Source organism: Agrobacterium sp. 16-172Ci, assembly GCF_053522725.1.
The window spans coordinates 64,508-80,145 of record NZ_JBNWBW010000017.1 but is presented as its reverse complement, the minus strand read 5'-3'; the positions used below and the strand labels follow the sequence as shown (position 1 = coordinate 80,145).

Here is a 15,638-nt window from a genome sequence, read left to right as displayed (position 1 = left end):
CCGATAACAGGGAACAGCCGGGATTTTCGCCCGGCTGTTTTCATTTCAGATCGCGCGTCGTTTCTGGCGCGACTGTACGATCAGATCCAGCGCCATCATGGCCAGCAGGCTCGCGCCCACCAGCGGGAAAATGATGCCGCCGATGGCGAGTATGGCGAGCAGACCGTGCAGGACGCGTTTTTCCTGCGGGAGGGGCGGCACGCCGAGCGAACCCTTGGGGCGGCGTTTCCACCACATGATGCCGGCGGATACGGCAAGCAGCACAATGCCGATACAGGCCGCCAGAAGCACGATCTGGTTGGCAAGGCCATATTGCTGGCCCAGATGCACGTTGATGCCCCATTCCAGCGCCTTGCCGAGCGGGCCGTAATCGGCGTAGCTCATATCGATCAGCGGCTCGCCGCTATATTGATCGAGATGGACGACTCGTTGCTGCGCCAGATCGTCGGGATAGACGGAGCCGCTATAAACGCCCGTCGGTTTTCCCGGAAGGGAGACAGCGTAACCGGCGGCAAGACCGAGCGCGTCGAAACGTGCTATCGCCTCGTCGATCCCGATTGGCTGGTCTTCGGCGGAATGGGTGGATTCCGGTATTTTCGCCTGCTCCAGTGACCAGCTTGTCTTCGCCACGTGGTCGAGATGTTCGCCCGACATCGGAACATCGGTGCGAATGCCTGCTGGATATCCGAAGTTGCTGCCATTCGCCCATTCATTGACCTTCGCACCCCAGACGCCTGACCAGGGCATTCCGGTGACCGCAAGGAAAACGATGAAAAAGCCGACGAAAATGCCGGTGACAGCATGGGTATCGCGCCAGAACACCCGCTTTTTCGGCGTGCCGCGCACGGTCACGACACCGCCGGTCTGTTTTCGCGGCCACCAGAGATAGATGCCGGTGGCGACAAGAAGGATGGACCAGCCGGCGGCGATTTCGATCAGATAGCGGGCATAGGTGCCGAAATATTTCAGGCTGTGGAGATAGCGGATTGTCCACATGATGGTGCCGCGATCCGGCAGGGAGCCCGCAACCTCAGCAGTGTAGGGATTGACGTAGACGGCCCGCTTTCCATCCGCCGTATTGACGGTGATTTCCGCCGACGCGCCCGGATCGGCGGGGGTGGTATATTTGACGGCTGCGCCGGGAACGGCCGCAAGTGCTGCACTCACGATCTCGGAAGGCAGCGCTTTCGGCGCATTTTGCACCACTTCGATCCGCTTCAGGTCTGAATGGATGAGATTATCGAACTCGTCCCGGAAGAGATACAGCGCACCGGTGACGGCGAGCGATATCATGAAAGGCAGTACGAAGAGACCGGCGTAGAAATGCCAGCGCCATACGGCGCGGTAAAGATTTGCGGACGAGGAATGCGCAGGCGCACGCTCGCCCTCGAAAGAGGTCGTAACGGACATGAATGTCTCCGCAAGAGAATTGATTTTCCGGGAGGCCGGAGAGTGTTCTAGCGTCGCGGAGCGGAGGGGGGTGCGCGTGGGCGCGATTCCAGATTGGGCGGCGATGGCGGCAACGCCGCGTCGATGTTCAGGAAGGTGACTTCGACCGCAGGGAGAATATTGTCCGCGCGCTCGACGGGAATAACCGGAAGAGCGGCGGCTGTGGCCGAAGCCAGACGGCAGAGCGTGCCGCAACAGTCGTCGGCGATCTTGCCGGCAGGGTTCTGTTTGCCGGAGCCGCCTTCCGGCATATGGCTGGAACAGATGATCTCATCCGCCGCCAGCGCGGCCATCGCCATGTTGCCGCTGGTCAGGCCGTTGGCGAAGCCCTGCAAAAGGAAAAGCAGAACCGCCAGCATGGCGATGGCGCCAGCCGAACTTCTGTCCTGCATGATCCTGCGAATGAATCCCATGCAATCGGAATGTCATATTTGCGGCGAAATGTCACCGCGACACAATGACGGGAAGTGAGGGGCAATAACGATACCGGCAAGGCGTGGGATGCCGATGCTGCTTGTTGTTATATATGCCGCTTAAATGGAGAGCGGCGCTGGAGCCCAGCGCCGCAGCGCGCTTATTCCGCTGCCGGAATGGGCGTGGGTTGTCCGTTTTCGTCCATCGCCACCATGATGAAGGTTCCGGCGGTGACTTTTTCCAGCTTGTCATAACGCGACCGCTGCGCCCAGGCTTCCACCGTCAGCGTGATGGAGGTGCGGCCAACGCGGGCGATGTCGGTATAGATGGACAGCGTATCGCCGATCTTCACCGGCAGTTCGAAGGCCATTTCCTTGACCGCCGCGGTGACGACGCGACAGCGCGAACGCTCCGCTGCACGGATACCGCTCGCCAAGTCCATCTGCGACATGACCCAGCCGCCGAAAATATCGCCGGCCGGATTGGCGTCGGCCGGCATGGCAAGCGTTCTGAGCGTCAGCTCGCCGGTCGGTTTGATGGTCTGCTCGGTCATGTTGAAATTTGCTCCTTGCGAAAAAGCGCAGCATGCGTTGCGCTTTGCGATTTCGCAAGGAAGGCGAAGCGTCAGGACGACGCTTTGCCCAGAAATTGCTGCGTTGCATAAAGGGCGATGGCTGCCGCATTCGAAACGTTGAGCGATTTGATCTCGCCGGGCATATCAAGACGGGCGAGCGCCGAGACGGTTTCGCGCGTTTTCTGGCGCAGGCCCTTGCCTTCGGCGCCCAGCACCAGAGCGATTTTTTCACCGCTGAAGGTCTGCTCGATGGGGGCGGGGCCTTCCGAATCCAGACCGACGGAGAAGAAGCCGAGCTTGTGCAACTCGCCGAGCGCATCGGCCAGATTGGTGATCTGGATATAGGGAATGAGCTCCAGCGCACCGGAAGCCGATTTCGCCAGCACGCCCGACTCGGTCGGGCTGTGGCGCATGGTGGTAATGACGGCGCCGGCGTTGAAGGCGACCGCCGAGCGCATGATGGCGCCGACATTGTGCGGATCGGTGACCTGATCGAGCACGAGAATGAGCGGGCTGTCCTTCAGCGCGCCGAGACGCTTGACCGGCAACGGCCGGGTTTCCAGCATCACGCCCTGATGGATGGCCTCGGGGCCGAGCACACGGTCGATATCCTGAGGCGAAACCATCTCGACGGGGAAGGGCTGGGCATCGGCCTCGCCGATATCGAGACGCGCAAAGGCGTTCTGGGTGACGAAGAGCTTGACGATCTGCCGTTCGGGATTGGCGAGTGCCGCACGCACGGTATGCAGGCCGTAAAGATGCACCTGATCGGGCGCAAGCTGCGGCGGCTTCCAGTCGTCCGCGCCGCGGTTCTTGCGCCTTGGCTGCTGCGGGGTCGGAATTTCGCCGCGCTCGCGCTTGGCGTCGCGCACGGCGCGGCGCAGGTTGGCATAGTGCGTGTCGCGGGTGGATTTGTTCTTGGGATCGTCTTTGCTCATGGCGCCTTATATCTCCGCCGGGAGGCGCGCACCAGCCCCCGCGATAATCCACAGGGCCGTAAAGAGGTTTGAATTTTTTCCCGAAAATTCGTGAAAGGGCGTGTTGACAGAAACGAATGAGGCCGTCATATACGCGCCACAGACGACGCAACGGCGCTTCGCCGCAGCGAAATCTGAAGAGCTTGGTCGCTCGATCCTAGCAGAAAGCTGGAGGGATGCCCGAGTGGTTAAAGGGGACGGACTGTAAATCCGTTGGCTACGCCTACGTTGGTTCAAATCCAACTCCCTCCACCATTCTGCACGGATCGAAATCACCACCGCGGGTATAGCTCAATGGTAGAGCAGCAGCCTTCCAAGCTGAATACGCGGGTTCGATTCCCGCTACCCGCTCCAGCTAGCCCTGAAAAAATCGATAAATTCCCTCAATTGCTGGCTTCCCTTCGCTTTGCCGTGCGCGTGTAGCGCCTATTTCTGTGGGATGGTCCGGCACGCGAGCTTTTCACCGTCACGGTTCTGCCAGCCATGAATCGCATTGACGTCATATGGGCGCCATTTCAACCTCTTGCCAAAACGAGCGTTTACATCTTCGCAATAATCAATAGGTTGGCGGCATCTTTTGAGCAGGTCGAACGTTCTTGCAAAGAGAGCGGCTGGAGAAAGTTATGAGTTCAAATACGCCGAAACTGGATAGTTGCGGCGCCGAGCCCATCCACATTCCCGGTGCTATTCAGGAACATGGGGCCCTTCTGGCTCTGTCCGCGCGGGAATTTTCCCTGGTGCAGGCGAGCGATAATCTTGCCGACTATATTGGTGTGGCCTTGCCAATCGGGGTCGTCGTCACCGAAAAAATCTTGCCTTTCATCTCCGCACTCTCCGCCTGGTATTCCTCCGAAGAGAGCAACTTCCGATATGCGTGGGCCGAAAAGAAACTCGATGTTTCGGCGCATCGATCAGGGACTTTGGTTATTCTCGAGGTGGAAAAGGCAAGAGAGGGCGAGTCGGCTGAAAAGCTGATGGGCGAACTTACCAATCTGGCGCAATATCTGAACAGCGCGCCGTCGCTGGAGGACGCTCTTTCGCGGACCGCGCAATTGGTGTCCTCGATCAGCGGTTATGATCGTACCTTGATTTATGATTTCGGACTGGACTGGAGCGGCCATGTCGTGGCGGAAGCCGGAAGCGGGACTTTGCCGTCTTATCTCGGACTTCGCTTTCCGGCGGGCGATATCCCGCCGCAGGCGCGGCAGCTCTACACCATCAATCGCCTGCGAATGATTCCCGATGTCGATTATAAGCCTGTCCCGATCAGACCGCCGGTCAATGCGGAAACGGGAGCTGTGCTCGATATGAGCTTTTCGCAGCTTCGCAGCGTGTCGCCGGTTCATCTCGAATATATGCGCAATATGGGCACGGCCGCTTCGATGTCCGTGTCTATCATCGTTAATGGCACTCTGTGGGGCTTGATCGCCTGCCACCATGCGACACCCCATTCGGCATCCTTTGCCGTCCGTGAAGCCTGTGATTTTGCGGCACAGCTCCTGTCTATGCGGATCGCGGCCGAGCAGAGTTCCCAGGATGCATTCCGCCGGGTGGAGCTCGGCCAAATTCAGGCGCGTCTCTTGAAAGGCATGGCCGCCGCCGAAAAATGGGTTGATGGACTGCTTGCGGGTGACGACGAAAAAAACGACCTGCTGAAACAGGTGGGAGCGGACGGCGCTGCACTCGTCCTTGGCGACGACTATGAACTTGTCGGCAGAACGCCGTCACGGCAGCAAGTTGAAGAGCTTGTCTTATGGTTCGCAGAGAAGGACGTTGTGGATGTTTTTGCAACCGACAATCTGGCCGGCGATTACGCTGCCGCTGAGGCCTATGCTGCCGCCGCAAGCGGAATTATTGCGATGCGGGTTTCGGAATTGCACGGCAGTTGGCTTATCTGGTTTCGGCCGGAAGTCATAAAAACGGTGCGCTGGGGCGGTGATCCGCACAAGACGGTGCAGGAGAGCGGGCGCATTCATCCGCGCAAGTCCTTTGAAATCTGGAAGGAGCAATTGCGCAATACGTCATCTCCCTGGTCGGAGGCCGAGCTTGCGGCGGCGAGGGAGCTTCGCAGCGCGATCATCGGCATTGTCCTGCGCAAGGCCGAGGAGATGGCGGATCTGACACGGGAATTGCAGCGGACCAACAAAGAGTTGGAGGCATTTTCCTATTCCGTTTCGCACGACCTGCGTGCCCCGTTCCGTCATATTGTCGGGTTTGCGCAGTTACTGCGGGAGCGCAGCAATGTTCTGGACGAGAAATCCCTGCATTATCTGCAGATGATATCAGAGGCGGCGCTGGGTGCCGGCAGGCTGGTGGATGATCTCCTGAATTTTTCACAGCTTGGCCGCACGCAACTCACCCTGAAACCCGTGGATATGCAGAAGGTGGTGAGCGAAGTTCGTCGCTCTCTGGCGCCCGCCGTTGCGGATCGCCAGATCGAGTGGCGCATCGGAGAGTTACCGGTGATATTCGGGGATGCGACCCTGCTGCGGCAGGTCTGGTACAATCTCATCGAAAATGCCATCAAATATTCGTCTCGGGAGCCGGTCTCGATCATCACCATTTCTGCGGTTGAAACCGAGGATGACGTCACTTATTCGGTCGAAGACAATGGTGTTGGCTTCGATATGGCCTATTACAGCAAGCTTTTTGGTGTGTTCCAAAGGTTGCAGCGGGTAGAGGATTTCGAGGGAACGGGCATTGGACTGGCGCTGGTGCGACGAATTGTCGAACGCCATCACGGTTCGGTCGGTGCCGAGGGAACTGTCGGTGAGGGAGCCACGTTCTTCTTCACATTGCCGGTTATGAAAGTTGAAGAGGAAAAAATTGCCTGAACTCAGACCCATTCTGCTGGTGGAAGACAATCCACGCGATCTGGAACTAACGCTGACCGCTCTTGAAAAATGCCAATTGGCGAATGAGGTGGTGGTGGCACGCGATGGCACCGAGGCACTCGACTATCTGAATGTAACCGGTAGCTATCATAACCGCTCGGCTGGTGATCCGGCGGTAGTTCTTCTCGACCTCAAACTGCCGAAAGTGGATGGGCTTGAGGTGTTGCAGACGGTCAAGGGCAGCGATCACTTGCGGCACATTCCGGTCGTCATGCTGACGTCTTCGCGAGAAGAACAGGATCTCGTTAGGAGCTACGAACTCGGCGTGAACGCTTTTGTCGTCAAGCCTGTGGAATTCAACCAGTTCTTCAAGGCGATACAGGATCTTGGCGTCTTCTGGGCTCTTCTGAACGAACCGCCACCGGGTGCACATCGCAATGGCGGATGAGGCGGTGTCGCGAATGGAGGCAAGCAGACTTCTTCTCCTGGAAGACAGTTCTGTGGATGCCGAACTGATCGAAGAACAGCTTTCACGCCTTTCGCCGCCACCTGCGGTAACGAGAGCCGTCGGCAAGGCATCGTTCATTGAGGCGTTGGAAAAACAGCAGTTCGATATCATTCTCGCGGATTTCTCCTTGCCGGACTTCGATGGCATGTCGGCGCTCGATGTCGTTATGGCGAGAAGACCCGATACGCCGTTCATTTTCGTGTCCGGTGTCTTAGGCGAGGACGCGGCGATCGATGCATTCCGCCGCGGGGCGACGGATTATGTTCTCAAGCAGCGGCTTGTGAGACTGCCATCCGCTGTCGAGCGCGCGCTGGCGGAAGCCCGGGAGAAACAGGAGCGAAAGCGGGCGGAGCTGCACAAGGAGCTGCTCGTCCGTGAGCTCAGCCATCGCGTCAAGAACACGATGGCGATGGTCGTTTCAATCATTCGCAGAACGGCCAAAGGCAGCACCTCCATCAAGGATTACCAAGAACGGCTGGTGGCCCGCGTGAGTGCCCTCGCGGAGAGCCATGCGCTGCTTTTTCAGAGTAATTGGGGTGAGACGAATCTGAGGGATGTCGTGACGCGGGCGATCGAGCCGCATAATACCTTTGCGAGCAGGATCGAGCTCGACGGTCCGGATGACGTACAGGTGTCGCCGAAATCGGCGCTGGCGCTGGGGATGATCCTGCACGAGCTAGCCACAAATGCCCAGAAATACGGTTCTCTTTCCGGCGCAAACGGAAAGGTCGAGGTTGTCTGGAGAAAGATTCTGAACGGAGACGGCCATGACTGCATCGACCTGCGGTGGCAGGAAAGTGGCGGCCCGCCTGTTTCCGTGCCGCAGGAGACCGGATTTGGAACAACCCTGATAACAAGGGGTGTGCAATACGAATTGCAGGCGGAAAGCGAAATTCGCTATGATCGCGACGGCTTGCGATATCAGGTCATTTTTCCCCTGAACTAAGTCGCCAGACGAAAAGAAGCCGAGTGGGGCATCAGACCGAGATTGGCCCCGCACTTAGTTGGTCAGTGAAAACTCGTTCGCCAGAACACGCGACAGATTGTCGAAATCGCAGGGTTTGGAGACGACCGTCAGCCCGTCGAGCTGCGCGCGGACCCCGGGTATCTCCGCATATCCGCTGCAGATGACGAAGGGGATGTTTGCCGCCTTGAGCTCTTCAATGACGGGTAAGGACAATTCGCCTCGCAAATTGAGATCGATGACGGCGCCATCCAGATCGGTGTCGTTTATTTTCTCCAGGGCGGCACCGATGTGCGAAACCGGCCCGACGACATTGACTCCCAGATCGGAAAGGAAATCCTCCATATCCATCGCCAGAAGCGCGTCGTCCTCCAACACGAGGATTTGTTTTCCCTGGAAACTATAGCTCATTGTTACCGCATTTTCGTCATTTGGACTCAGTCTGGCACCGCCAATCAACATTGCAAAACCCCTAAGTCCCCAACTGGTTCCTTCCATAAATAAAAAGAAAACAGTCGCCTGTGATGTCGTCGTACTCTAGTTTGCAAACTCAATTCGTGCCTACCGGGAATGTGTTTCTGTGACTGGTTTTTCACCGTTTGCCCAACGAAGCCTTTTGATGCTTGCCGTGGGTGTTGCGATTTTGATTGGCATGGTCTCCATGTCGTTGTGGCTTGTGCAGGTGAATAACCGCTATTCCCAGGAAACAGCGGAACTCCGACGTTTCCGTGCCGCTGTTTTGGATGTGCTGACGACGATGCAGGACATCGAAACCGGCCAGAGGGGATATCTGCTGACCAATAATCGCGATTATCTTCTGCCTTATGAAGAAGCCCTGCGTGGCTTGCCTCAACGCCAGTCAAGACTTTTCGATCTTCTGACGGAAGACGAGCAATACAAGCAGTCTCTTTCGGGCCTGAGGCAGGCAATCGACGCGAAGTTGGCCGAGACCCGCGAGACCATAGATCTGCAGCGTGCGGGCCGAATAACGGAGGCGGTTGAGGTCGTTCGCAATAATGACGGCAAACGCTTCATGAACGAGATCAGGAGTATTCTGTCTGACCTGCAATCGGACACAGATGATCGCTTGCGCATCATCGTTGCGGATCAGCTGGGGGCTGCCAATACGCTGCGGTGGGTGACGGTCGGCGGTGCGCTCGCCATCCTCATTGTGGTCGGTGGTTCGATCTTCCTTGTCTTCACCTATATCCGCGCCCTGACTAGGTCGCGGGAGGATGTCGATGAACTCAATCGTCATCTTGAAGAACGTGTAGAGGAGAGAACGCGCGATCTCCGGCGAGCCAATCAGGAAATTCAGCGCTTCGCCTATATCGTAACGCATGACCTGCGCGCGCCGCTCGTCAATATCATGGGCTTCCTCTCCGAATTCGATACATCGCTGAAGCCGGTGAGCCGTTATGTTCTCGCAGATGGCGAGTCGCTGCCGGAAGATGTTATCCGTGAGGCGCGGCTGGCTGTTGAAGAGGATATTCCAGAGGCTATCGGCTTCATTCGCTCGTCTACCCGCAAAATGGATCAGCTGATCAACGCCATCCTTAAAATATCCCGCGACGGCCAGCGAAAGCTACAGCCGGAAAAGGTTGATGTCGAAATGTTGCTTTCGTCGCTGTCTGAGACGGTGCGTCACCAGATCAACGCCAATGGCGGTGAGATTGAGGTCGATACGCCGAAGCTGACGATCGTGACCGATCGAATATCCCTTGATCAGATTCTTGGAAATCTTTTCGACAATGCGGTGAAATACCAGATGCCTGGCCGTCCGCTGAGGCTGACGGCACGAGCCTATCCAGCCGGGCGGGGGGCGATTTGTATCGAGGTCGCCGACAACGGGCGCGGTATCGGCGAACAGGATCTTGAACGGGTTTTCGAGCTCTTTCGCCGGGCGGGCAGTCAGGACCAGCCGGGAGAGGGCATTGGTCTCGCGCATGTTCGTTCGCTAATCAGAAATTTAGGAGGTGACATTAAAGTCGAGTCTAAACTCGGTGAGGGCAGTACATTCATCCTGCTGATGCCGAGCGATCTCAGACGAGTCACCAAGGAAGGCGAAAAATGAAAGCGACCGGTCAGGAAGTAACGATCGTGATGATCGAAGATGACGAAGGCCATGCCCGGCTGATCGAGAAGAATGTGCGGCGTGCCGGTGTGAACAACGAGATTGTGCCTTTTACGCTTGGCGCCAAGGCGCTGGATTTCATATTAGGCGAAAGTCGGGATGGGCTTGTCAGCAAGGACCGCTATCTTCTCGTCCTGCTCGATCTCAATCTTCCGGATATGTCGGGCCTTAACATTCTCGAGCAGATCAAGAGCAATGAATATACACGCCGCTTGCCTGTGGTGGTTTTGACAACGACCGACGATGAGACTGAAATTCAGAAATGCTATGATCTTGGCGCGAATGTTTATATAACCAAGCCGGTCGACTATGAGGGCTTTGCCAACGCCATCAAAAATCTCGGCCTGTTCTTTTCCGTAATTCAGATACCTTGAAGGCATGATGGCTTTGCGCGTTTTGTACGTCGATGACGACCCGGCTTTGGCTCGGCTTTCGAGCCGCGTTCTTGGTCGTCACGGTATGGAGGTGGTTCACGCCACCTCGGTCGCTTCCGGTCTCGAGCTTTTTCAAAACGGGCAGTTCGATGTCGTCGTTCTCGACCACTATTTCCAGACGGCAACTGGCATGGAATTTCTTGCCGCGATCCAGACGATACCGGCAAGGGCTCCTGTTCTCTATGTGACGGGGTCCAACGAGGCCCAGATCGCCATAGACGCGCTCAAGGCGGGTGCTGCCGACTACGTCATCAAGAATGTCGGGGACGACTTCTTTCCGCTTCTGCTCACGGCAATCGAGCAGGCATTGGAAAACCATCGCCTGCGCCAGACCAAGGAAGAGGCCGATCGTTTGCTGGTAAAGGCCAAAGAACACGCGGAAATGATGGTGAAGGAGATGAACCATCGTGTCGCGAACAGCCTATCGCTGGTGTCGGCCATGATCCGCTTGCAAATAAACACCCTGAAATCGCAGGAAGCGGAAACCGCGTTGCTGGAAACGCAAAGCAGGATTTCGGCCATCGCCGGCGTGCACCGCAGCCTCTATAATACCGCCAATGTCGGGCTGGTCTCCCTGAGTTCCTATCTAACCTCCATCATCGGCGACCTGTTCCAGGCGGTGCCCGGCTCTTCTTCCGTCACGGTCGAGACTTCGCTTTGCGAAATCGATCTCAAGGCGGATCATGCCGTGGCGCTTGGTGTCATCATAACCGAGCTTCTGACCAATGCGCTGAAATATGCTTATCCTGACCAGACCGGTACGGTTCGCGTCAAACTCTCCGAAGATAATGGACAGTTTGTTCTGCTGGTGGAGGATGACGGCGTCGGCGTGCCGTCAAATTCGACTCCGCGTGGCACAGGCCTCGGTACGAAGCTGATCATGGCGATGGCGCAGAATATCGGTGCACGTGTCGAGCAGACCCATACGCATCCCGAACTGAGGCAGGGAACGCGTTTTACGATGACATGGCATGAGAAGCGGCAGGATTGATTTTCAGCTTTTACCACCGCCAATAATGAGAGCGGCGCAGAAGCTTCTCTCAGGCGGTGCTAAACCGGTTTGAAAACTCGCAGATGCCGCGCCGTGCCGATAGCGATGAACGGGCCGGTTGCCTGACCGGTCGGAGAGCCTCCAAAGGGCTCCACGCTGATTGCGAAGGTCGTTCCATCCGTTATGGTGCCGCGCATGTCGGCGGGAATGACGAGGTCGCCGTTCGTGCCCGGCTGGAAAACGCCAAGCAAGCGTGTCTTGCCCCATCCATGACGAGCCACAATTCTAACGATTTTTCGTCCGTCTTGCCGGTTGCGACCGGTACGATACGCATCCGGCCCGATTCCGCATCGTAGGACGCAAGGAGATTGACCTGACTGTCGGTTGTCGCAAGCTCAGCCACAAGCGGGTTGGTGCGTTTAGCCTCGGCGGAAACATGCGACCGTCTTCTGGCATTTTCCAGCTGTAGGAAGCGTTCTTCCTGAGCGCCCTGTTATGAGGTCTGACTGCGTTTGGGGGCTCCGGCCATGCAGAGGCGTCTTCAGGATGGCTCCAGCGCCGACTGGATCCGCAGTTTTTCCGCGTCCAGTTCACTCAGCCTTCCCATATGCGCCGTGATTTCCTCAAAGATCGAGGTGCGATCCGTTTTCGACAGGCGCTCCACGCGACGCAGGGCCGTGATGACCTCGATCAGATCAAGTCGCTCCTGCTCAAGCTTTTCCAGATTCCAGAACATCGCGTTTTCCCCGTTGGCACGCGTTCAAACGGTTCGCCGGGCAAAAGGTTCAGATCAGTCGAATTTAAGGTAAATTTTATCTTGTCGGCAACGGCCCGGGCTGGAGATGTTCCCCCGGGCCTCACCGAATCAATAGGGTGAGCGGCACTGCGTCCGCGTGCCGGCAGGCGCCATATAGCTGTTGTCGGTGGGGTGGTAGGATGTGTAACGCGCCGCACACCATTTTATATGGTTGATCTCGGCTTGAGACAGGGCGTAGCCGTTAGGCACGGCTTCTTCGCCTTTGCCTGCCGCAAAGGCAGACGCCGGGTAGCCTCGCTGATTTGAATTCTGCGCCTGCGCCTGTGTTTCGTAGGCCGGCTGTATGAGGCTCAACGCATGGGCGGGCACGACAGCAGCGGCAGATATCGCGACGCCAAGAGCGAGCGCGGAGATGGTCTTCGGCATCCTCAACATCGATAAATCCTCGTTATTCGTTCGGTATGCTAACGAAAACTTAGGAAATTCGTTCCGGCGAAGGATTGACGCCACACGAACACGTGATTCTCCAGGCTGGGCGCGGGAGGCGGTTGAAGCGGCAATATTGGGATGCTTTCGGTCCTGCGGCGGCTTTCATGATGACGGTGCGATGCTGCCTTCAACGGGAAAATGATGTGTCCGGTGAGCAAGTTCCATTCCCGCCTGCTTCGCTTCTCCGTCCTTTCGCACTGCTCGTTGACAAGCGGAAAATCCGGTCAGATAGTCGGCCGGCAATCATGCAAACGGGAGTCTTCAATGTTTAACAGGGTTGTCATTCTCTCATCCTTTGCGCTGCTGGCATCGGCGGCGTTTGTCTCCCCCGCAGCCGCACTCACCATGAAGGAGTGCAGCGTGAAATATCAGGCGGCGAAAGCCGATGGGTCGGCCAAGGACGTCAAGTGGAACGACTATCGCGCCAAGTTCTGCGGCAGCGAGGCGGCAGCCGAGGATGCGGCCGACGACAAGCAGGTCGCGGCCACCACCGAAAAAGAACCCGAAAAAGCGACGACAAAGGCCCCGAAGGGCGTCGCTTTCCCGAGTGCTGTCGATAAGAAATACTCAAGCGAGACGCCCGCAAAGGCGCGCCTGAAAACCTGTGTCGACTCCTATCACAAGAACAAGAATGACGGCACGCTCGGCGATCTGAAATGGATCCAGAAGGGCGGCGGCTACTGGAGCCTGTGCAACACGGCCCTGAAAAGCTGAGACAGGCGGGGGCCGATTACCTCTGGCGTTAGCGCGTTATCCGGCACGGTTTCGGATAACGCGCGAGTCGATTCGGTCGCGACCGTTTCTCCTCGCCCCTTTTCTCCTTGCCGTCATTCGCCGGCAGATGCGGATATCCCTTCCTGTCCGCGATCAGGACCTGATCGCGGATGAGTCCATTCCTTGGAGGGGAAACGTGTCGCATGGGGCAACCCCGTTTTCGGGCGGGTAAAATCTGCGAATGGCTTGCGATTCAGTCTCTTGATAGAAAGACTTGACCCTGCGGCTTGATCCGCATCCAGCAATTCAACGGCTGCGGCTGTCCGATGACGGCTCGCCGGCAATGTGGGCGGATGACCAGACGATTTCGAAACTATCTCACCGTGCTGGCCATATCGCTGCTGATGTGGACGGTGATCCTTGGCGTCGTTTATTGGCTGTTTCGATAGGTTTTATCACAGCTTGCCGGCCTGAATGAAAGTGCCGCAGGGCCTGTGCGGCGATAAAGCCGCCACATGCCTGCGAGGCCGATATTCCCGAAAATTTGATATGGTGAGAGGCGGCCGCCCCATTTCGGCTTTGCTGGCGTGACCTTATGGTTCGGTGAGATCAGGAAAGGGTCATCATGAAAAAATCCGTTGCCGCGACATGCCTTGCAGCTTTCTCCATGTCGGTCGCTACCGGCGCCATGGCTGAAGAGCTGGTGATTCCGCTCCCGAATGACACGACGGTTGAAAAGGTGGAGACCGTCTACCAATGCGCCGCCGACAAGGTGGAGGCCGTCTATTTCAATGCCGGTGAGATCAGCCTCGTGCGGCTTGGGCTGAAGGATGGCGTCACCGTTGCCGCAAATGTCATTGCCGGGTCAGGTGCCAAATATCAGGGCGGTATTTATGTCTGGTGGTCGAAGGGCGAGGAGGCGGATCTTTACGATCTGATGGCGGATCCGGAGATGAAGAAGCCGGTTCATTGCGTCGAGGCCAGGAAATCCTGAGCATCTGCTCCTTCCCGCAAAGGAGCGGCGGCAGGGCGGTTTTTTGAAAACCTTGCCATGCCGCCGGTCAGCGTGGGAGTGCGCGCGCGGCGCGTTCAGCCAAGAACGAGCGACGCAAGAAGCGCCAGCAGGATAAGAGAGCTGGCGACAACACCGAGCCTCACCCTGCGAAGGCGGCGGGTACGACCGCCGCTCCAGTCATAAGCCATTGGCAGCTTTACCTTTCTTTTTATTATTATGACTTATTGACTAGCTCCCTAGGCTTGCCCGTGGCTGACCTCAATTGCCAGAATCCATCGGCGAAAATTCACGATTTCCCTGTCTTCTCCCGATGTTGCAGCAAACGCGGCGATTGATTCTTCCTGTCCTGCGACGGCAAGGAGGGTGAGGGGGCCTGATGGGCGCAGGCCATGAAAAAAGCCCGGAAACTGGCGTTTCCGGGCCTCGTGGAGAAGCGTGTCTGCTGGTCGTTTCAGCTCAGATAGGGCTGGAGATAGGGCAGAACCTCGAGCGTGCCGTGATACAGCATGTTGAGGGCGACGTAGATGATGACCATCAGGCCGAGATAGGAAATCCAGCGATAGCGGTGCAGCAGCTTGGCGACGAAGTTGGCGGCAAGACCCATGAGTGCAATCGAAACGACGAGGCCGATGATGAGCACCGTCACATGTTCCTGCGCGGCGCCGGCGACGGCAAGGACGTTATCCAGCGACATGGAAACATCGGCGATGACGATCTGGGTTGCGGCCTGGAAGAAGGTCTTGTGACCCTTCGTCAGGTCGGCCTCTTCGTCCGTCACCTCGTCTTCGATGGAGCCTGCGGCCTCACGCAGTTCCGTCCACATCTTCCAGCACACCCAGGCGAGCAGCAGGCCGCCGAACAATTGCAGGCCGACAATGGCGAGAAGCTGCACGGTGACGGCGGCAAAGCCGATGCGCAGAACCGTGGCGGCGATGATGCCGACCAGGATCGCCTTGCGGCGGAGGTGGGCGGGCAGACCGGCGGCGGCAAGGCCGATGACGATGGCGTTGTCGCCCGCCAGCACGAGGTCGATTGCGATGACCTGTAAGAATGCCGTGAAACCGGCGGCTGTGAAGATTTCCATGGGATGGTCCTGAAACGGATAGAGAGGTCGCGAAGGAAGCGACGGATCGAGATATGGCTTGGGATGGCGCGCCTGCGCCGGATTCCAGTCGCCCGTCTCCCCCCGGCGATGAAATGTCCTTAAGCCATCATGCCGGTGCAGGTAAAGAAGTTGTGATAGAAATATCTTATTTAGTGATCGGCTATTCGGGAGGAAGGGCTCGTCGGGCCGATGTCCGCTTCGCCCTTGCGAAGGTTTGAATGTCGCAAATCAGATACCATATACGGGCCTCAAGGCACGCTTAGGGCGCGCGCGAAGGCG

16 protein-coding genes, 2 tRNA genes and 1 pseudogene are annotated in these 15,638 nt (G+C 57.5%); 10 read left to right on the top strand and 9 right to left on the bottom strand.

Annotated elements, in window-relative coordinates:
* Window positions 1-45: 45 nt before the first annotated feature.
* The 4 genes from ACQZ40_RS16070 to ACQZ40_RS16055 form a co-directional block, all read right to left on the bottom strand.
* Complete coding sequence (locus ACQZ40_RS16070) at window positions 46-1,410, bottom strand: PepSY-associated TM helix domain-containing protein (protein ID WP_448748272.1); 1,365 nt, start codon at window positions 1,408-1,410, stop codon at window positions 46-48.
* Window positions 1,411-1,457: 47 nt separating this feature from the next.
* On the bottom strand, window positions 1,458-1,862 hold the full coding sequence (locus tag ACQZ40_RS16065) for a DUF2946 family protein (RefSeq protein ID WP_448748271.1): 405 nt from the start codon (window positions 1,860-1,862) through the stop codon (window positions 1,458-1,460).
* Between the two features lie 161 nt (window positions 1,863-2,023).
* A complete protein-coding gene (locus tag ACQZ40_RS16060) occupies window positions 2,024-2,416 on the bottom strand; it encodes an acyl-CoA thioesterase (protein ID WP_063949081.1) in 393 nt (130 codons plus the stop codon).
* Between the two features lie 71 nt (window positions 2,417-2,487).
* Entirely contained in the window at window positions 2,488-3,375 is an 888-nt protein-coding gene (locus ACQZ40_RS16055; RefSeq protein ID WP_078051903.1) for a TrmH family RNA methyltransferase, read from the bottom strand.
* Window positions 3,376-3,584: 209 nt separating this feature from the next.
* On the opposite strand from ACQZ40_RS16055, the gene ACQZ40_RS16050 reads away from it, so the two are divergent.
* The 5 genes from ACQZ40_RS16050 (at window position 3,585) to ACQZ40_RS16030 (ending at window position 7,702) form a co-directional block, all read left to right on the top strand.
* A tRNA-Tyr gene (locus tag ACQZ40_RS16050) sits at window positions 3,585-3,669 on the top strand.
* Between the two features lie 25 nt (window positions 3,670-3,694).
* A tRNA-Gly gene (locus tag ACQZ40_RS16045) sits at window positions 3,695-3,768 on the top strand.
* A gap of 269 nt (window positions 3,769-4,037) precedes the next feature.
* Entirely contained in the window at window positions 4,038-6,248 is a 2,211-nt protein-coding gene (locus tag ACQZ40_RS16040; RefSeq protein WP_448748270.1) for an ATP-binding protein, read from the top strand.
* On the top strand, window positions 6,241-6,696 hold the full coding sequence (locus ACQZ40_RS16035; protein WP_065655878.1) for a response regulator: 456 nt from the start codon (window positions 6,241-6,243) through the stop codon (window positions 6,694-6,696). Before ACQZ40_RS16040 ends, ACQZ40_RS16035 begins: the two co-directional genes overlap by 8 nt.
* Window positions 6,686-7,702: a sensor histidine kinase gene (locus ACQZ40_RS16030; protein ID WP_448748269.1), complete on the top strand. Its 1,017-nt coding sequence runs from the start codon at window positions 6,686-6,688 to the stop codon at window positions 7,700-7,702. The genes ACQZ40_RS16035 and ACQZ40_RS16030 overlap by 11 nt, the downstream gene beginning before the upstream one ends.
* Window positions 7,703-7,756: 54 nt before the next feature.
* Here ACQZ40_RS16030 and ACQZ40_RS16025 read toward each other — a convergent pair whose 3' ends face one another.
* Window positions 7,757-8,179, bottom strand: coding sequence for a response regulator (locus ACQZ40_RS16025; RefSeq protein ID WP_236772207.1), 423 nt, complete (start codon window positions 8,177-8,179; stop codon window positions 7,757-7,759).
* Window positions 8,180-8,339: 160 nt separating this feature from the next.
* Between ACQZ40_RS16025 and ACQZ40_RS16020 the strand changes: the two genes are divergently transcribed.
* The 3 genes from ACQZ40_RS16020 to ACQZ40_RS16010 are packed head-to-tail and all read left to right on the top strand — an operon-like array spanning window position 8,340 to window position 11,279.
* Window positions 8,340-9,794, top strand: a complete 1,455-nt coding sequence (locus ACQZ40_RS16020; protein ID WP_448748268.1) for a sensor histidine kinase — start codon at window positions 8,340-8,342, stop codon at window positions 9,792-9,794.
* Window positions 9,791-10,228, top strand: coding sequence for a response regulator (locus tag ACQZ40_RS16015; protein WP_006316407.1), 438 nt, complete (start codon window positions 9,791-9,793; stop codon window positions 10,226-10,228). The genes ACQZ40_RS16020 and ACQZ40_RS16015 overlap by 4 nt, the downstream gene beginning before the upstream one ends.
* A 4-nt stretch (window positions 10,229-10,232) precedes the next feature.
* The gene (locus ACQZ40_RS16010) at window positions 10,233-11,279 is read left to right on the top strand and encodes a sensor histidine kinase (protein WP_065655881.1); all 1,047 of its coding nucleotides are present in this window, start codon (window positions 10,233-10,235) and stop codon (window positions 11,277-11,279) included.
* A gap of 59 nt (window positions 11,280-11,338) precedes the next feature.
* Here ACQZ40_RS16010 and ACQZ40_RS16005 read toward each other — a convergent pair.
* From ACQZ40_RS16005 to ACQZ40_RS15995, 3 genes and pseudogenes are all read right to left on the bottom strand, one after another.
* Window positions 11,339-11,694 (bottom strand): annotated as a pseudogene (locus ACQZ40_RS16005) (anti-sigma factor); the annotation flags it as partial.
* Window positions 11,695-11,820: 126 nt separating this feature from the next.
* A complete protein-coding gene (locus tag ACQZ40_RS16000) occupies window positions 11,821-12,015 on the bottom strand; it encodes a hypothetical protein (protein WP_035263387.1) in 195 nt (64 codons plus the stop codon).
* 129 nt (window positions 12,016-12,144) lie between these two features.
* Window positions 12,145-12,471 (bottom strand): BA14K family protein, encoded by a 327-nt coding sequence (locus tag ACQZ40_RS15995; RefSeq protein ID WP_078051907.1) that lies wholly within the window; start codon window positions 12,469-12,471, stop codon window positions 12,145-12,147.
* 318 nt (window positions 12,472-12,789) lie between these two features.
* Between ACQZ40_RS15995 and ACQZ40_RS15990 the strand changes: the two genes are divergently transcribed.
* Both ACQZ40_RS15990 and ACQZ40_RS15985 read left to right on the top strand, forming a co-directional pair.
* Window positions 12,790-13,239: a hypothetical protein gene (locus ACQZ40_RS15990; protein ID WP_065655883.1), complete on the top strand. Its 450-nt coding sequence runs from the start codon at window positions 12,790-12,792 to the stop codon at window positions 13,237-13,239.
* A 625-nt stretch (window positions 13,240-13,864) separates the two neighbouring features.
* The gene (locus ACQZ40_RS15985; RefSeq protein WP_142845319.1) at window positions 13,865-14,233 is read left to right on the top strand and encodes an MliC family protein; all 369 of its coding nucleotides are present in this window, start codon (window positions 13,865-13,867) and stop codon (window positions 14,231-14,233) included.
* A 472-nt stretch (window positions 14,234-14,705) separates the two neighbouring features.
* Here the strand turns inward: ACQZ40_RS15985 and ACQZ40_RS15980 are convergent, their stop codons facing one another.
* Window positions 14,706-15,338, bottom strand: coding sequence for a TerC family protein (locus tag ACQZ40_RS15980; RefSeq protein ID WP_003522456.1), 633 nt, complete (start codon window positions 15,336-15,338; stop codon window positions 14,706-14,708).
* Between the last annotated feature and the right edge of the window lie 300 nt (window positions 15,339-15,638).